The organism is Parasulfitobacter algicola, from assembly GCF_013315265.1.
GTDB lineage: Bacteria > Pseudomonadota > Alphaproteobacteria > Rhodobacterales > Rhodobacteraceae > Parasulfitobacter > Parasulfitobacter algicola.
In genome coordinates this window covers 1-16,564 of record NZ_JABUFE010000021.1, presented here as the reverse complement: position 1 = coordinate 16,564, position 16,564 = coordinate 1, and the positions used below count along the sequence as shown (strand labels likewise).

Here is a 16,564-nt window from a genome sequence, read left to right as displayed (position 1 = left end):
AGTTGCCAAATTTGATATTGGAAGTGCAACAGTTTTTCGGACAGGCTTTGAAAATAATATTGACATGGGGGTAAAAAATATGACGCGCACAATGATTGCAGCGATTTTCAGCATCGCAATAGGGATCTTTGGCACAACGACATATGCCAAAGATGTGACGATCAATCTGGGCTATGCAGCAGCGGAAACCAGTTCTTATGGCGTTTTGGCGGCGGAATTCGAAAAGCTGGCCGAAGAATATTCAGGCGGCACCATCGATGTGAAAGTGCGCTGTTGCGGCCAGTTGATGGGCGAAGATGAGGCATTTAAGGCGATGCAACTTGGTACGGTGGATATGCATATCATCACCGGCAACAACGTATCACCGCATTTTCCGCTAATGGATGCGTTTGTGTTGCCGTATATTTTTCAAGACAAAGATCATGCTTATCGCATTCTTGAAGGCAAGGTGGGCGATGATTTCGCCGCCAAGCTGAATGCGGCCACAAATGTGCATTTGCTGACTTTTGGATTTGTCGGTGACCGCGATTTTTACAATTCACGCAATCCGATCACCAGCATCGATGATATGGCGGGTCTAAAAGTGCGGGTGCCGAAAAATCAGGTGATGATTGACACATTCGCCGAATTTGGTGCGGTTCCGATCCCGCTGCCTTGGGCCGATACACCGACCGCGTTGCAGACTGGTACGGTCGAAGGCGCTGATAATGGCACGTCTTTTATCAAGTCGCAAAAGTTCTATGAAATTATGCCCTATTTTACTGCACTTGAGCATTTTTCCTATTTCTCGCCCTTGTTTGCCAGTGACCGATTGATGAACAAGCTGGACGAAGATCAGCGCGACGCCGTGATCCGTGCTGCGCGTGATGCTGGACTGGCCCAAAAGGCCGAGATGAGCAGCCAGATCGATGGTATCCGCGTTTTTCTGACGACAGATGGCGGCATGGAAACAGCCGAATTTGACAGATCAGGTTTTATCGCGGCCGCACAACGTGTGCAGGATAAATATGCAGCCGAAAAAGGACAGGAATTTTCCGACCTTGTTCAGGCAATTCGGGCTGCGGGCAACACGAACTAAGGTCCCAAAGCGGTGTTGTCAAAACTTGATCAATACTTCGAAGAGGTGATCTGCACGATTTGTCTGGCCGCCGTCGTAATCAGCGTTTTACTGCGGATCGTCCTGCGCGAATTCTTTTTGTTGCCCGTGGTCTGGACCGAGGAAATCGCAGTTTATGGGATGATTTTCGCGGTCTATCTGGGGGCAACGATGGCGGTGCGTGACCGAGCGCATATTCGCATCACCTTGCTGGTCAAAGCGTTGCCGCGTCCGTTTCAGGTGGCCTCAATCTTATTGGCGGACTTTCTGTGGCTGGCGTTTGTGATTTTCATGATCATACAAACGCTGACATATACCCAGCTTTTGTTCAACGTGACCTATCAGACACCGGGCCTTGGTATTGAACAGCGGTGGATTCAGATGTTTATCCCAATGGCGTTTATATTAATGCTGTTTCGTATTTTGCAGGTTTACTGGCGTTGGTATGGTGACAACTGGAAAGGACTTCCGCTGTGAACGGCCCAATGGCCATGGTGGGTGTTTTTGTCTTTTCGCTTGCGATTGGCGTGCCGATCCCATTTGCGGCGGGCATTGCGACTGTGGCTGGGCTGATCATCGCAGATATACCCATGACGTTGATGGCGCAAAGCGCCTGGACAGCGTTTGAACCGTTTCCACTGGTCACGATCCCGCTGTTTATTTTGGCTGGCCAGTTGATGGAACAGGGCGGGATGTCGGAACGTCTGGTCAAGATCGCGCATCAGTTGGTGGGGGCTTATAAGGGTGGCCTTGGTCTGGTCACGGTCGTGGCTTGCATGTTCTTTGCGGCTTTGTCCGGGTCGGGGCCTGCGACCACGGCGGCCATCGGATCGATCACAATCCCTGCGATGAAAAACGAAGACTATAAACCGCGGTTTGCGGGTGCTATCGCTGCGTCGGCGGGTGCCTTGGGCAGTATGATCCCGCCGTCGAACCTGTTGGTGATCTTTGCGTTGGTTACGGATGTATCGATCCCGCGATTGTTTCTAGCGGGCATCGTGCCGGGTATTGTTCTGGGTTTCATGCTGATGGGTGTGGTATTTTTTGTATCGCTGCGCAATGGCTATGGTGGTACGGGCGAACGGTTCAGATGGCGACCTCTGGGCGACGCTGTTTGGGAAGGCAAATGGGCGCTAATGGCCCCGGTGATCATTCTGGGCGGTATTTATACCGGTATTTTCACCCCGTCCGAAGCCGCCGCCGTCGCTGTAGCATACGGTCTTTTCGTGGGACTTTTCATCTATCGCGGGTTGACCTGGGCCAAGCTGTTTTACGCATTCAAATTCACTGCAATCGTGATTGGCACGGTTCTGTTCATTCTGGGGTCAACCAAAGCCTTCGGGCAGTTGGTCACGATTTATGATATCCCAGAGTCCATTCTGACCCTGTTTCAGGGCATCCTTGAACATCCATGGCTGGTAATGCTGTTGATCGGGATTTTTTATATCATTGTCGGTATGTGGCTGGAAAGCATTCCGCAGATCATCATCTTTACGGCGGTCTTTTTCCCGCTTGTGACCAGCATTGGTGTTGATCCGGTGGTTTTTGGTATTTTCACAGTGATGACGTGCGAAATCGGGTTTCTAACACCACCCATCGGGGTCAATCTGTTTGTGGCGGCCCGCATCAGCAAAGTTACAATCGAGGAGATATCGGTAGGCGTGCTGCCACTGCTTTTACCCTATGTTGCAATGATCCTGATCCTTGTTTTTTATGCGGATTGGGTGACGTTTTTGCCTGATCTGGTTTACGGCGAAAGGACACCTTAGATGGATAACCCCCCCCTTTTGGGTTATTCTGATGTGATGTCAGTCAGACCGGGTGGTGCCGTCGGCTTCAAAGTATCATCGCAAGGGGATGCAGGTTTTGAGGCGCGGTTGGTTCGGTCGATCAGTGCCGATCCCAATCCGGCAGGTCCGGGGATCATCGAAACAGACGCCAGCCAATGGTTTGCGCCGCAATCTGTGACAGGTCGCAATCAGCCATTTGCGGCAGGGTCTTATGCCATTTGTGCGACACCACTGGATCTGACCGAAGGTTTTCATATCAGGATCAGCCTGCGTATCTATCCTACGTTGATCAACGACAAGGTGCAGACGATCCTGTCGCTGCCTGATGTATCGATTGATCTACAATCGGGTGGCCGGATATCGATGCGATATCATGACCATGTTATTGTGTCTGATCATCCGCTGAAACCACGCCGGTGGTATAACGTGCAGGCTGACATCAGGCCCGGCGACGATCAAACGCTAATTGTCACAGATATTCATGCCACTAACACGCAAACGATATCCGGGCCGATCAGCGGAGATATAAAGGCAGGTATATTGACAATTGCCGCATCTCAGTCGCGCAAAGACCATTTCAATGGTAAGGTTGAGGCCCCTAAGATCACTGTGGACGAGGCGGTTTTCGTCGCTTGGGATTTCGCTAATGATACGACGACGACACACATCCATGGTACGCCTGGCCCTGCACTAAGCCTGATTAATTTCCCCACCCGTGCCATGACGGGTGCCTATTGGGACGGTAGCGAGATGTGCTGGCGTCACAAACCCGCCCATTACGGGGCCATCCATTTTCATGATGACGATATCTATGATTTCGGATGGGAGACAGATTTTAAATTCACCGTCCCGAACGATATGCCATCTGGTGTCTATCTGATGCGGATCGATAATGATCAGGGCAGCGATGCGATCCCATTCTATGTTTGTTCGCCCTTAGGGCAACGCCGCGCCGATTTGTGCATCGTGGTTCCGACGTTCACCTATAAAGTCTATGGCAATCATGCGCGGCCAGATTATCAGCCGTCTTGGCAGGACCGTAATCTTGACTGGAATGCCTATCCCTATAACCCTGCAGAGTATCCGCACTATGGGTTGTCGACCTATAATTATCACTCAGACGGATCGGGGATTTGCCATGCGTCGCATCGCAGGCCCTTGTTCAACATGCGCCCTGGCTATGTAACATTCGGGAATACCAGCTGTTCAGGTTTGCGTCATTTTCAAGCCGATAGCCATTTGATCAGCTGGTTGCATCACAAAAAGATCGCCTATGACATCATCACGGACGAAGAGCTGCATATCGATGGTGTCGCGGCCGTTGACGGCTATCGCGCTGTGATGACGATGACGCATCCTGAGTATCACACCAGTGAAACGTTAACAGCATTGCAAAGCTATCGGGATGGGGGCGGGGCGTTGGTGTATCTGGGTGGCAATGGCTTTTACTGGCGCGTGGCCAAGCACACTGAAGCCCCCGACATGCTGGAAATTCGCCGTGCCGAAGATGGTATTCGCGCTTGGGCCGCTGAGCCGGGTGAATATTATAACGCTTTTGATGGGGCATATGGCGGGCTGTGGCGGCGCAATGGGCGGCCCCCGCAAAAGCTTGTGGGTGTCGGCTTTACCGCACAGGGCGAATTTCATGGTGCGCCCTATACGCGTAAGAATTTTGATACAAAATATGACTGGATTTTTGAAGGCATCAAAGGCGATGTTATTGGTGATTTTGGCTTCAGCGGAAATGGGGCTGCGGGGTTTGAATTGGACCGCGTTGACCCCAGCCTTGGCACGCCCGAAGGTACAGTGGTGTTGGCCAGCTATTCAGGTCAAAGCGACGGCTTTATGCTGGTTCCAGAAGAGCAGCTGACCCATTTGACAAACCTGTCTGGCGGTCCCATGGCTGATGCTTTGCATGCTGATATGATCTATACCGATATGCCGGGGGGCGGTAAAATATTCTCGGTCGGGTCCATCACCTTTTGCGGCAGTCTACCATGGAACGGATATGATAATCCGGTATCCAGACTTTTGGAAAATGTGGTATCTGGGGTTTTAAATAAGACGGACGAAAGATTACCGGAACAAAAGTAACGGCACCTGGCAGGATCGGATCATCTGGGTGGTCGTCGATCCAATGATCAGGCTGCGAATACGCGAGTGGCCATAAGCGCCCATAACTAGCATATCGGCGTCGCCGTCCTTTATCCGTTCTGCAATCACCGTGTCAGGTTGTCCGTTCACGATCTTCGTACTGGCCGCGAAACCCGCCCCTTTCAAAAGGGCGGCTGCCCCTTCAATCTTGCGCTTGGTTTCGGGTGTGTCGTCACCAACCGTTATGATCTGAGCCTGTAAATCTCTGAAAATTTCAGATCGTACGACATGATCCACAGCCTTCAAAGCAGAGGTTCCACCATCAAATGCGATCAGGAATTTGTCGATGGGTCTGAACGCGCGACTGGTTACCATAATAGGGATCGTGCAGGCCCGCACAACACGTTCAAGGTTTGAACCAAGATGCATCTGGGCGAAATCTGCCGCCTCGCCCCGTTTGCCGATGATTGCCAGATTGGCATCATGGGTCAGGCCCTGCAGTTCTTCCAGCAAGTCACCGTTGCGCAGTTTCGTGGTGACAGTGATCCCTTGTTTTGAGATAATTTCTTCGGCATCTTCTAAGATCGCGCGACCGCGTTTTTGCGCCAGGATGGCACGTTCTTCATCAAGTTTTGCCAGATCTTCAATCAGCTTGGTGCGCGCACCCAGTCCGATATTGCCCGAAAGATCCTGTGGGCCAGCCTCGCGACGGCCTAGCACATGGATCACATCTACATCCGCAGACATTCGTTTGGCCGCCCATGCCGCATGATCACATACACTTTGGGAATAAATTGACCCGTCAACGAACGCTACGATTTTGCTCATGGTTCTCTAGTGTCCTATCAGATCATCAAGTGCGCCGGGTTTATCTGCCACGCCAAGTTTATCGACAATGGTTTCGCTTGCTTCGTTCATTCCGATGACTTCGACCTTGGACCCATCGCGCCGGAACTTCAACACGACCATATCAAAGGCCGCAACTGACGAGATATCCCAGATATGCGCGCGCGATACGTCTATCACGACCTCTTCCAGGGATTCGTGAAAGTCGAACGACGCTGTAAATGCCTCGGCCGAGGCGAAAAAGACCTGTCCTTCGACAACATAAGTCCGCTTGCGGCCATCAGCCGACAGGGTCGAGGTGACACGGAAAATCTGTGCGATTTTACCTGCGAAAAAGATGCCTGACAGCAGGACACCAGTCAAAACGCCATAGGCCAGATTGTGAGTATAAACAGTGACTGCGACTGTCGCCAGCATGACGACTGTGGATGATCCGGGGTGTTCGAACATGTCTTTCAGGGATGACCAGCTGAACGTTCCGATTGAGACCATAATCATGATTGCAACAAGTGCTGGCATTGGGATTTGCTTGACCCAATCCCCAAGGACGATGATCAGGAACAATAGGAAAACACCTGCCACAAAGCACGACAGACGACCGCGTCCGCCCGATTTTACGTTGATCATGGATTGCCCGATCATCGCACAACCGGCCATGCCGCCAATAAAGCCGGTGGCTGTATTGGCCAGACCCTGGCCCACACATTCGAGTTTTTTATCGCTTTCCGTATCTGTCAGATCATCAATCAAACTGGCTGTCATCAGACTTTCCAAAAGCCCCACGATGGCAATTGCGGCGGCGACAGGAAAGATAATTTGCAACGTCTCAAAGGTCAGCGGGATGTCGGGCAACAGGAAGAAAGGCAAGGTGCTGGGCAGATCGCCCATATCTTCGACCTGACGGACTTCAAACCCGAAATACATCGATAGGCCGGTTAGCACGACAATTGTGATTAACGGGGACGGGACGGCTTTGGTCAGATAGGGAAGCAGGTAGATAATTGCCAACCCTGCACCGACCAGCACAAAGGTCAGCCAAGTGACGGCTTCGTCGCGCAGATCCAGTTCAGGCAATTGTGCTATGAAAATAAGGATCGCCAGGGCGTTTACAAAGCCTGTCATCACGGATCTCGACACAAAGCGCATCACCTTGTCCAACTTCAACAAGCCCGCGATGATCTGCAGGATGCCCGCCAAAACTGTTGCTGCAAGAATGTACTGCAGGCCCAATATCGCGCCATATTCATCAACCAAAGGCTTCATAAGTACAGCCGTTGCAGCCGTTGCCGCAGAAATCATGCCAGGTCTGCCGCCGAAGATCGACGTGATCACCGCGATTGAAAACGATGCGTAAAGCCCAACTTTGGGATCCACACCCGCAATGATAGAAAAGGCAATTGCTTCGGGGATTAGCGCAAGGGCAACAACAAGGCCTGCTAACAAATCGTTACGAATATTTCCAAACCAGTCTTGGCGGAAATTGGTGATGTAATAAGCAAGCACAGGGGCCTCGTCTGTAGGGGTTGCGTGCGCGTCCTAACAGGTTCGAGCCAGATAACCACCAAAAATCTGTCCGTACGATGCAAAGAAGGCCATCAGGATTGATCAGCGTCGCTTGTGGGCCGCAGTTTCATCATCACGTATCGGTTATATTTGATAAAATTCTCAGCGGTGCGTGTTTTCTGATTCAGCCGCTGATCCAGCCGCGCGCGTTTACGGTCGTTGATCATCAGTCGGATGACGCGGTTGATCATCCAGCGAATTTTGGGCCGCTTTGCGCTAAGTTCTTGATCCACGCGGGTCAGCGCATAGCCGAAAACATTGAATAACGCCTGTTCCAGATCGACGGATGGGGCGACGGCTTCGGTGATATCTTCCTCTGATATGACGCCAACAGGTGCTGTTTCTAACATCTCGCGAAAGCGCCATTCACGGTGGCCGCCACCAACCTTGGCTTGCGATTTATCGACAGAATATTCTTGGGTTCGGAAACAATCAGAGATTATAATATGGCCCTCGGGCGTCAGCAGCTCAAGACATTTTGTCAGACCTTGATCGAGCGGAATGTATTGATAGGACTCAGAAAACAAACACAGATCAAAGCGCTGATCGGTCTGGAAATCTTCGAACTTATGTTCATATACGGTGGCATCCGGCGCATTTTCCCGACAGCGCGCTGCCAGAAAAGGTGATGGTACGACAATGTCCACGCTGTGGCCCAAGGCCAGAAGTTTCTTTGCGGTTTCGCCGGCACCACCACCGATATCCAGAATGCGGACAGGCGTGTCAGGCAATAATTTGAATAGCTTATCGGTATAGGCGTCCTGAGCCGCGCGCAGATTGCCTGCCGTGACCTCAAGCCCGGTCCAAAGCCCATAATGCAGATTTTCCGCACCTGTCAGCCATTTGGTAAAGGCCAAGCCCGCATCCAGACCAATCGCCTGCGTATCAAGTTTCTGTTTTGCCATGGGGCAAGGCAGTACCGCGAAGCCACTGCGATGAAAAGATATTTATTCAGCTGCAATCGGCGCGGCATCCACCAAACCAACGATATCGAACATGATCCGGTTCAGTTCAAAATCCTTGGGCGTATAGACCTTGGCCACGCCCATCGCCATTAGCTTTTTGGCGTCCTCATCCGGAATAATACCGCCGACAACCACGGGGATATGCCCAAGATTTTCCGCGCGCATCCGGTCCATCAATTCGCCGATCAGCGGAATGTGCGACCCCGACAGAATCGACAGCCCCACCACGTGCACGTCTTCCTCCCGCGCCGCGGTCACGATTTCCTCGGGTGTCAGGCGGATGCCTTCATAACTGATGTCCATCCCGCAATCGCGCGCACGGGCAGCGATCTGTTCGGCACCGTTTGAATGGCCGTCAAGACCGGGTTTGCCCACCAGAAACTTCAGGCGACGGCCCAGTTTGTCTGATACCGCATTCACCTGTTCGCGGATTTCCTCAAGACCCTCGGTCCGGTTCGAGGGGTTCTTCGATACGCCAGTCGGCCCGCGATACTGGCCGAAGGCGCTGCGCACGACGTCGCCCCATTCGCCCGTTGTCGCACCTGCCTTGGCGGCTTTGATCGACGGCAGCATAATGTTTGCGCCGGTCCGCGCGGCCTCTCGCACATCGTCCAGTGCGGCTTTGACGGCCTGCGCGTCGCGGGCCTCGCGCCAAGCATTCAAGCGCGCGACCTGATCTTCCTCGGCATCTTTGTCGGCGACCATGATCGCCTCGTCCCCGGCGGTCAGGGGGCTTTCTTCGGCCTCGGTATAGCGGTTCACGCCCACAACCGTAGTATCGCCGCCTTCAATGCCCGTGATCCGTTCGGCGTTCGATTCAACCAGCCGCGATTTCATATATTCAATCGCCTCGACCGCACCGCCCATGGCGTCGATCTGGGCCAGTTCGGCCCGCGCGCCCTCTTTCAGTTCTTCGACCTTGCGATCGACCGCGGGGTTGCCATCGAACAGGTCGTCGTATTCCAGCAAATCCGTCTCAAACGCCATGATCTGTTGCATCCGCAGCGACCATTGCTGGTCCCAGGGGCGCGGCAGGCCAAGTGCTTCGTTCCAGGCAGGCAACTGCACAGCCCGCGCGCGGGCCTTTTTCGACAGCGTCACCGCCAGCATTTCAATCAGGATGCGATAGACATTGTTTTCAGGCTGTTGTTCAGTCAATCCAAGGCTGTTGACCTGCACACCGTAGCGGAAACGGCGAAACTTGGGATCTTCGACGCCATATCGTTCACGGCAAATCTCATCCCACAGATCTACGAAAGCACGCATCTTACACATCTCGGTCACGAAACGAATGCCTGCGTTCACGAAGAAACTGATGCGGCCAACCATTGCCGGGAAATGCTCGGCCGGGACCTTTTCTTTCAGATCGTCCAGCACAGCCGTTGCCGTGGCTAGCGCAAAGGCCAGTTCTTGTTCCGGCGTCGCGCCCGCTTCTTGCAGATGATAGGAACAGACGTTCATCGGGTTCCATTTCGGTAGGTGTTCGCGGGTAAAGGCGGCCACATCGGTGATCATTCGCATTGATGGTTTCGGCGGGCAGATATACGTGCCACGCGACAGATATTCTTTGATGATATCGTTTTGTACTGTGCCTTGCAGCTGACTGACATCCGCGCCCTGTTCTTCGGCCACCGCGATATAAAGCGCCAGCAGCCACGGTGCGGTGGCGTTGATCGTCATCGAGGTATTCATCTGTTCCAGCGGGATATCATTGAACAGCGTCTGCATATCGCCCAGATGTGCCACCGGCACGCCCACCTTACCAACCTCGCCGCGCGACAGTTCATGATCGCTGTCATATCCAGTCTGTGTTGGTAGATCGAAAGCCACTGACAAGCCCGTCTGTCCCTTGGCCAGGTTCCCGCGATACAGCGCATTTGAGGCTTCGGCCGTTGAATGCCCCGCATATGTGCGGAAAAGCCAGGGGCGATCTTTTTGCTGTTGCGACATGTCGAACCTCGTGACGTATGGATCGGTAACATTATTTCCTATAGTAATAATTATTCGAAATATTATGCCTCTGTCAATTCGCTGCGACGCGGCGGAAATTAAAGCTGTTTTGACGAAATTATAGGCGACATTGCGTCAAAATGAAATTGGTAGGGTTATAAAGTTACAATTTATAATCTAAAATAATTGCAATATTACCATATGAACTTTATTTGATGGTGGTTAGAACAATCGCGATTCTGCATTGCAGCACGTAATGCTTGCGCCAAACCAAAGGAGGCATGGATGGCCTTGGACCGTAACACGAGCACCGTCACCTATGACGCACCTGAAAAGGATTTGTATGAAATTGGTGAAATGCCACCGATGGGATATGTACCAAAGCAAATGTACGCGTGGGCTATCCGTCGTGAACGGCATGGCGAACCGGATAAAAGCTTTCAGATAGAAGTCGTCGATGTGCCCAAGCTGGACAGTCACGAAGTGCTGGTTTTGGTGATGGCCGCCGGTGTGAATTATAATGGCGTCTGGGCGGGTCTTGGTATACCGATCAGCCCGTTTGATGTGCACAACGCCGATTTCCATATCGCGGGGTCTGATGCATCCGGCATCATCTGGGCGGTTGGGGACCGTGTGAAAAACTGGAAAGTCGGTGATGAAGTCGTCATTCATTGTAATCAGGACGATGGTGACGACGCCGAATGCAATGGTGGTGATCCGATGTATTCCCCCAGTCAACGGATTTGGGGATATGAGACACCTGATGGATCTTTTGCGCAGTTCACGAATGTGCAGGCGCAGCAGCTTATGCCGCGGCCCAAGCACCTGAGCTGGGAAGAAAGTGCGTGTTACACGCTGACTTTGGCCACAGCTTACCGTATGTTATTTGGCCATCATCCCCACGAATTGAAGCCAGGTCAGAATGTGTTGGTTTGGGGGGCCTCTGGCGGACTTGGATCCTATGCGATCCAACTGGCGGCTACGGCGGGGGCGAACGCCATCGGTGTGATCAGCGAAGAAGATAAACGTGATTTTGTCATGGGCCTGGGTGCTAAGGGTGTGATCAATCGCAAGGATTTTAATTGCTGGGGCCAGTTGCCCACGGTGAACACGCCTGAATACAAGGAATGGTTCGGCGAGGTGCGCAAATTCGGAAAAGCGATCTGGGACATCACGGGCAAGGGCGTAAACGTCGACATGGTTTTTGAACACCCCGGCGAAGCGACATTCCCAGTGTCCACCTTTGTGTGCAAAAAGGGCGGTATGGTGGTGATTTGTGCCGGAACGACAGGGTTCAACCTGACCATGGATGCGCGTTATGTCTGGATGCATCAGAAACGTATCCAAGGCAGTCATTTTGCGCATTTGAAACAAGCGGCATCAGCAAATAAATTGATGATCGAACGCAGGCTTGATCCGTGCATGTCCGAAGTGTTCCCGTGGAGCGAAACGCCTGATGCACATATCAAAATGCTACGCAACGAACACAAACCGGGCAATATGGCTGTTCTGGTTCAAGCGCCAACGACGGGTCTTAGGACCTTGGAGGATACTTTAGAGGCAGCCAAATAAAGCCAATTATTTACCTGAAAGTGAGCTTTTTTTACGGCGGTCCATTATGACCGCCGTTTTTTTAACCTGGTCTTAACGTCCTGGCTATTTGTGAATGTATGTTCAGCGAGAACATTTGGATCATAATGCACTTTTAAGTTGTGTTAGTCCTTCATTAACCACTGCGAATGAAAGTGCATTCATGAAAAACAAATGGATATTAGACGTGCTGTTTGATTTGCGTGCTTACGCGCAAGAAAACGGCTTGATGGCACTGGCCGAACATCTGGAAGAAGCCAGTTTTTTGGCTTCGGCTGAAATTGCGACATTGGAAGAAAGGGCCGCGAGGTCAACGCCTGCAAATGATCATATCCGATCTGAGACACACAGTAAAATCATTTGAAGACTGCCTTTATATCGCTGGAATGATAACTGGTTTAAGTCGGTAATACTGTGTCGTCAAAGAAACGCAAAAAAAATCCACATTTTAACAAGCTTGGTAAATATCTATTAACCTTAACAGATGTAGGAATTGGGCCAAAACATGACCAACAGAGGCCCAAAATGTTACGATTTATATATGGTAAAGACCTTACCAGTTTTCCTAAATTGCGTACTTCAATGTTTCAGGATCGCGCGTGCCAATTTCGCGATCGGCTTGGATGGGATGTAAAGGTTGGTCGCGACGGAGCCGAGCGTGATCAGTATGATTATCTGAACCCGCTTTATGTTATCTGGCAAAAACCTGATGGCAAACATGGCGGGTCCATGCGGGCTTTGCCGACAACCGGGCGCACCATGCTGAACGAACATTTCAATCATATTATCGATAAAGAAATTAAGGACGCTAAAATCTGGGAATGCACCAGGTTTTGTTTATCCCGTGATGCAGATGCGAAGACAGCAGCAATGCTGGTCTTGGGCGGTGCACAAATGGGATTACGCTATGATCTGGATTATACTGTCGGTGTTTTTGATGCACGGATGGAAGTTATATATCGCCGCCTTGGATGGCAGCCCCAGGTTTTGGGCAGCCAGGGTAAAGGTCGCGACAAAATCAGCGTTGGCATTTGGCCATTCAGCCTAGAAATCCGTGACAAGCTTTGCGATAAAATCGGCGTACCAAGTGCACTGATCAGCAGCTGGGTTGATCAATCTATTGGCTCTGAAAATCCGGCATCTGCCACAGGATGACCACTGGCACTGCGCGACCCGGCAAGTTAGGGTCGCGCCATGACAGGTTCTGCAATTCAGTTTTCAGAAGATCAGGCTGAAGCCTTTGATCGCGTGACAGAGATGTTGCGCAGTTCAGGTATTAATCTGAATGACAGCGCTTTGACGCCAATGGCAACCGATAAGTCCAGTGTCATGGCGATTGTTGGAAAGGCAGGATCGGGCAAAACCCTATTGCTGGCCGAACTTTACAAAGCATTGCAAGACTCCGGTGTCGATGTGGTTTCGGGTGATTATGAGGGCCGGAAACGCAAGGATCGCAGAACCCTTGCTATTCTTGCGCCAACAAACAAAGCCGCCAGCGTTCTGCGCAATCGCGGTGTACCTGCAACGACGATCCACCGCATTTTATATACCCCGGTTTATGATCCAGAGTATGAAAAAATAGCAGAATGGCTGGCCGGTAATGGTGACCGCCCCGAGGTTGAGGGGCTAAGCGATACGGCGCTGGATCGTGCGTTTGCATTCTATCAAAACAACAAGTCGATCCCTGGTGCCTTGGCAGCGGCGGGATTGCGTGGGTCTGATTTCATTACCGGTTGGAAACGCCGCGAAGAACCGCTGGATATCGGATTTGTGGATGAAAGTTCGATGCTGGACAAAAAGCAGTTCGAAGATCTGACAGAGATCTTTCCAACATTGCTGTTATTTGGTGATCCGGCGCAGTTAGCTCCGGTAAACCAATCGGGCAGTATGGTCTTTGACGATTTGAAGCCATCACGCAAGTTGTCGTTAAGCCGTGTGCACCGGCAGGAAATGGATAGTCCCATTCTGGATCTTGCTCATGCCTTGGCGGATGAAACGCTGCAGTTTGAACAGTTTGAACGGATGATCGAAAAGGCCGCGCAAAAAGATGATCGCGTGGTCTGGGCGCAGCGGGTTGAGGCGGACCTAATGGCGCGATCCCCGGTTCTGGTATGGCGGAATGTGACGCGGATCAGGTTGATACAGGCTTTTCGTGGTGCATATGGCGCGCCTGATCACGCATTGCTGGAAGGCGAACCGCTGATTTGTGATGGGATTGAACTGCCCCTGAAACACCGTAAAAAACGTCTGGATCTTGAAGCGCGGGGCCTAATCAAAGGGGCGCAGGTGATCTATCTGGGCGCTGGGCGCAAACCGGGGTTTTCACGGTTGCATGTGATGGGGGCCGAAGATCCACAGGTTAGTGCGGCGTCCATTGTTAAAATCGAAATGCCGGACGAAGAAGAACCATTCATTCCGTTTGCCGCCCGAATGGGCGCAACATTTCTGCATGGGGCTGCCGTTACCATTCATAAAGCCCAAGGGTCACAATGGGAAAATGTTCAGGTTTTTGCGCCTGATCTTTATGCGGCGGCACGAACTGGTCGTAGTGAAGCGGGTGTACCTTTGTGGAAGCGCTTGGCTTATGTCGCGATCACCCGTGCCGAAAAGCGGCTATTTTGGGTTGTGCGAAATCGATTAGCCAAGCCAAGTGATACACTGCGTGTGGATGATTTGCGGGCAAAATCTGTACCTCTTGAAATGGTGTCAGAGATCTAGCCGCGAAACGCACGAAACGCGGCCGACGCTAGCCAGCCCGCAGAAATAGCTATAAACAATGACAAAAAGCCATAAATCAAAGGCCGTTCATGGGCTAGATTATAAATCCAGCGTTCAAGCCCGACTTTTTGAACATCAATTGCGGTCGTATATGTGCTGATCACCTTACCATTCCGGGTCAGAAAAATGCGCGTTTCATAGCTGCCCTCCACAAGATTGGCAGGCAGCGCGATGTTGGTCTGAAACAAAGTCTGATCGGCGATTTCAACAGTGCTTTCGTTCAACTGATATAAACTATTTGCTTTGCGGATCCTGATCAATGCGTCGGTAAAGCGTGATGCATCTGAAATGGATTGCGGTGCGCCAACGGATCTGATTGCCGACGGAATGGAGATCTTGTGACGAAAGTCAGAGGTGTGGGTCAAAATTTCGTTTAGCGGTCCGGTAGTTGCTATGGAATAAAAGCTGGGGGCCGCGTCGACTTCGACAGCACTTGTGTTGATCCATATACCAAGACGGCGTGATTTTCGGCGGACTGTGACAGGTTCTGACGGACCAGCCACTGTGATAATAACCTCGACTTGATCGTCATCGATGGGCGCTTCACGTTTGACCGCCCCGAAAATCAGAATTTCTGATCCGTCAAAGCTGGCTGTGATTGCGACTCGCTTTTGCGAAAGGCCCGCAACGACATCCTGTGCTGTGGCAGGCAGGGCAAAAAATAAAATGGCGAAAACAAACCGGATCATGAATGCCCCGTTTCGCCAATTGAATAAAGCTCTGCTGGTTGGACAAGCAGATCGAAAGCCAGTTTGCCGCAGACGGCCAAAACCATAATTGCTAATAGAATACGCAGCTGTTCGGCCTTTAGCCGGGTGCCGATGCGGGTGCCGATCTGTGCACCAACAACGCCACCCACCAACAGTAAAACGGCCAATGCCATATCGACCGTATAGTTCGTTGTGGCATGCAAAAGCGTCGTGAAACCTGTCACGAAAATAATCTGAAACAGCGATGTGCCGACCACTACTTTGGTTGGCATTCCCAGCAAATAAATCATCGCAGGCACCATGATAAATCCGCCGCCAACACCCATAATTGCGGCCAATACGCCCACACATATACCAACCAATACTGGTGGTATAATCGAAATATAAAGCCCTGAAACGCGAAACTTCATCTTGAAGGGCAGCGAATGAACCCAGTTATGCTTGCGCCGCTTCGGCGCTGAGCCAGTACGTTTTGACCGACGGATCGCATTCAGCGATTCAACAAACATCAAGGCGCCGATAATGCCTAAAAACACAACATAGCAAAGCTTTACAAGCAGATCGACCTGGCCCTGGCTTTTTAGATAGTTGAACAAAACAACCCCAAGTGCCGCCCCAATCAGACCACCAACAAGCAGAACAGTCCCCATCCTGAGATCGACGGTTTTGCGTTTCAGATGTGCCAGAACACCAGAAAAGGACGATGCAACGATTTGGTTAGCTTCGGTTGCAACTGCAACGGCAGGCGGAATTCCGATAAAGAACAAAAGGGGCGTCATAAGAAAGCCGCCGCCAACACCAAACATGCCTGACAGAATTCCGACCAGTCCACCCAGTCCCAAAAGAAGAAATGCATTCACCGAGACTTCGGCGATAGGAAGATAAATTTGCATATGCAGAATCTCACAATCCCTTTCGCCTTACAAAATGTCGCAGGTCACGGGTAGCCCCTCAGATGCGACAAATCGGAACTATTGCGAATTTACGCCGGTATCAGACCTATTTGGCATGATGTTTTGCGAAATGGGTCATAAGGTAAAAAACACCGGCATAAGCCGGTGCTGAAGTAAAAAAGAGTTTTGTTTTTGTATGCTTTTGACGATCAGTCATCGTCATCGTCATCGTCATCGTCATCGTCATCGTCATCGTCATCGTCATCGTCATCGTCATCGTCATCGTCAT

General features: G+C 51.5%; 15 protein-coding genes. 8 read left to right on the top strand and 7 right to left on the bottom strand.

Annotated features, from left to right (window positions below):
* Window positions 1–79 precede the first annotated feature (79 nt).
* The 4 genes from HRQ87_RS18905 to HRQ87_RS18890 are packed head-to-tail and all read left to right on the top strand — an operon-like array spanning window position 80 to window position 4,980.
* Window positions 80–1,078, top strand: coding sequence for a TRAP transporter substrate-binding protein (locus HRQ87_RS18905; protein WP_246252481.1), 999 nt, complete (start codon window positions 80–82; stop codon window positions 1,076–1,078).
* A 12-nt stretch (window positions 1,079–1,090) separates the two neighbouring features.
* Complete coding sequence (locus tag HRQ87_RS18900; protein ID WP_174140005.1) at window positions 1,091–1,573, top strand: TRAP transporter small permease subunit; 483 nt, start codon at window positions 1,091–1,093, stop codon at window positions 1,571–1,573.
* Window positions 1,570–2,865, top strand: coding sequence for a TRAP transporter large permease subunit (locus HRQ87_RS18895; protein WP_174140004.1), 1,296 nt, complete (start codon window positions 1,570–1,572; stop codon window positions 2,863–2,865). The genes HRQ87_RS18900 and HRQ87_RS18895 overlap by 4 nt, the downstream gene beginning before the upstream one ends.
* Window positions 2,866–4,980: a N,N-dimethylformamidase beta subunit family domain-containing protein gene (locus tag HRQ87_RS18890; RefSeq protein WP_174140003.1), complete on the top strand. Its 2,115-nt coding sequence runs from the start codon at window positions 2,866–2,868 to the stop codon at window positions 4,978–4,980.
* Here the strand turns inward: HRQ87_RS18890 and HRQ87_RS18885 are convergent.
* The 4 genes from HRQ87_RS18885 to HRQ87_RS18870 all read right to left on the bottom strand — a co-directional run bounded on the left by HRQ87_RS18885 (window position 4,963) and on the right by HRQ87_RS18870 (window position 10,304).
* A complete protein-coding gene (locus tag HRQ87_RS18885) occupies window positions 4,963–5,808 on the bottom strand; it encodes a universal stress protein (protein WP_174140002.1) in 846 nt (281 codons plus the stop codon). The genes HRQ87_RS18890 and HRQ87_RS18885 overlap by 18 nt on opposite strands.
* 6 nt (window positions 5,809–5,814) lie before the next feature.
* On the bottom strand, window positions 5,815–7,314 hold the full coding sequence (locus HRQ87_RS18880) for a SulP family inorganic anion transporter (protein WP_174140018.1): 1,500 nt from the start codon (window positions 7,312–7,314) through the stop codon (window positions 5,815–5,817).
* Between the two features lie 107 nt (window positions 7,315–7,421).
* Entirely contained in the window at window positions 7,422–8,294 is an 873-nt protein-coding gene (locus HRQ87_RS18875; protein WP_174140001.1) for a class I SAM-dependent methyltransferase, read from the bottom strand.
* 42 nt (window positions 8,295–8,336) lie between these two features.
* The gene (locus HRQ87_RS18870) at window positions 8,337–10,304 is read right to left on the bottom strand and encodes a protein meaA (RefSeq protein WP_174140000.1); all 1,968 of its coding nucleotides are present in this window, start codon (window positions 10,302–10,304) and stop codon (window positions 8,337–8,339) included.
* Window positions 10,305–10,589: 285 nt separating this feature from the next.
* Between HRQ87_RS18870 and ccrA the strand changes: the two genes are divergently transcribed.
* From ccrA to HRQ87_RS18850, 4 genes are all read left to right on the top strand, one after another.
* Complete coding sequence (ccrA, locus tag HRQ87_RS18865) at window positions 10,590–11,876, top strand: crotonyl-CoA carboxylase/reductase (protein ID WP_174139999.1); 1,287 nt, start codon at window positions 10,590–10,592, stop codon at window positions 11,874–11,876.
* A gap of 181 nt (window positions 11,877–12,057) precedes the next feature.
* Complete coding sequence (locus tag HRQ87_RS18860) at window positions 12,058–12,258, top strand: hypothetical protein (protein WP_174139998.1); 201 nt, start codon at window positions 12,058–12,060, stop codon at window positions 12,256–12,258.
* Between the two features lie 161 nt (window positions 12,259–12,419).
* Window positions 12,420–13,049: an acyl-homoserine-lactone synthase gene (locus HRQ87_RS18855; protein ID WP_174139997.1), complete on the top strand. Its 630-nt coding sequence runs from the start codon at window positions 12,420–12,422 to the stop codon at window positions 13,047–13,049.
* 39 nt (window positions 13,050–13,088) lie between these two features.
* The gene (locus HRQ87_RS18850; protein WP_174139996.1) at window positions 13,089–14,612 is read left to right on the top strand and encodes an ATP-dependent DNA helicase; all 1,524 of its coding nucleotides are present in this window, start codon (window positions 13,089–13,091) and stop codon (window positions 14,610–14,612) included.
* Here the strand turns inward: HRQ87_RS18850 and HRQ87_RS18845 are convergent.
* The 3 genes from HRQ87_RS18845 to HRQ87_RS18835 all read right to left on the bottom strand — a co-directional run.
* A complete protein-coding gene (locus HRQ87_RS18845; RefSeq protein WP_174139995.1) occupies window positions 14,609–15,361 on the bottom strand; it encodes a TIGR02186 family protein in 753 nt (250 codons plus the stop codon). The genes HRQ87_RS18850 and HRQ87_RS18845 overlap by 4 nt on opposite strands.
* Window positions 15,358–16,275 carry a sulfite exporter TauE/SafE family protein gene (locus tag HRQ87_RS18840; protein WP_174139994.1) on the bottom strand — a complete coding sequence of 306 codons (918 nt, stop codon included), beginning with the start codon at window positions 16,273–16,275 and terminating at the stop codon, window positions 15,358–15,360. The genes HRQ87_RS18845 and HRQ87_RS18840 overlap by 4 nt, the downstream gene beginning before the upstream one ends.
* Before the next feature lie 106 nt (window positions 16,276–16,381).
* Window positions 16,382–16,564, bottom strand: a 183-nt coding sequence (locus HRQ87_RS18835) for a hypothetical protein (protein ID WP_217430506.1), incomplete at its 5' end; no start/stop codon positions are given.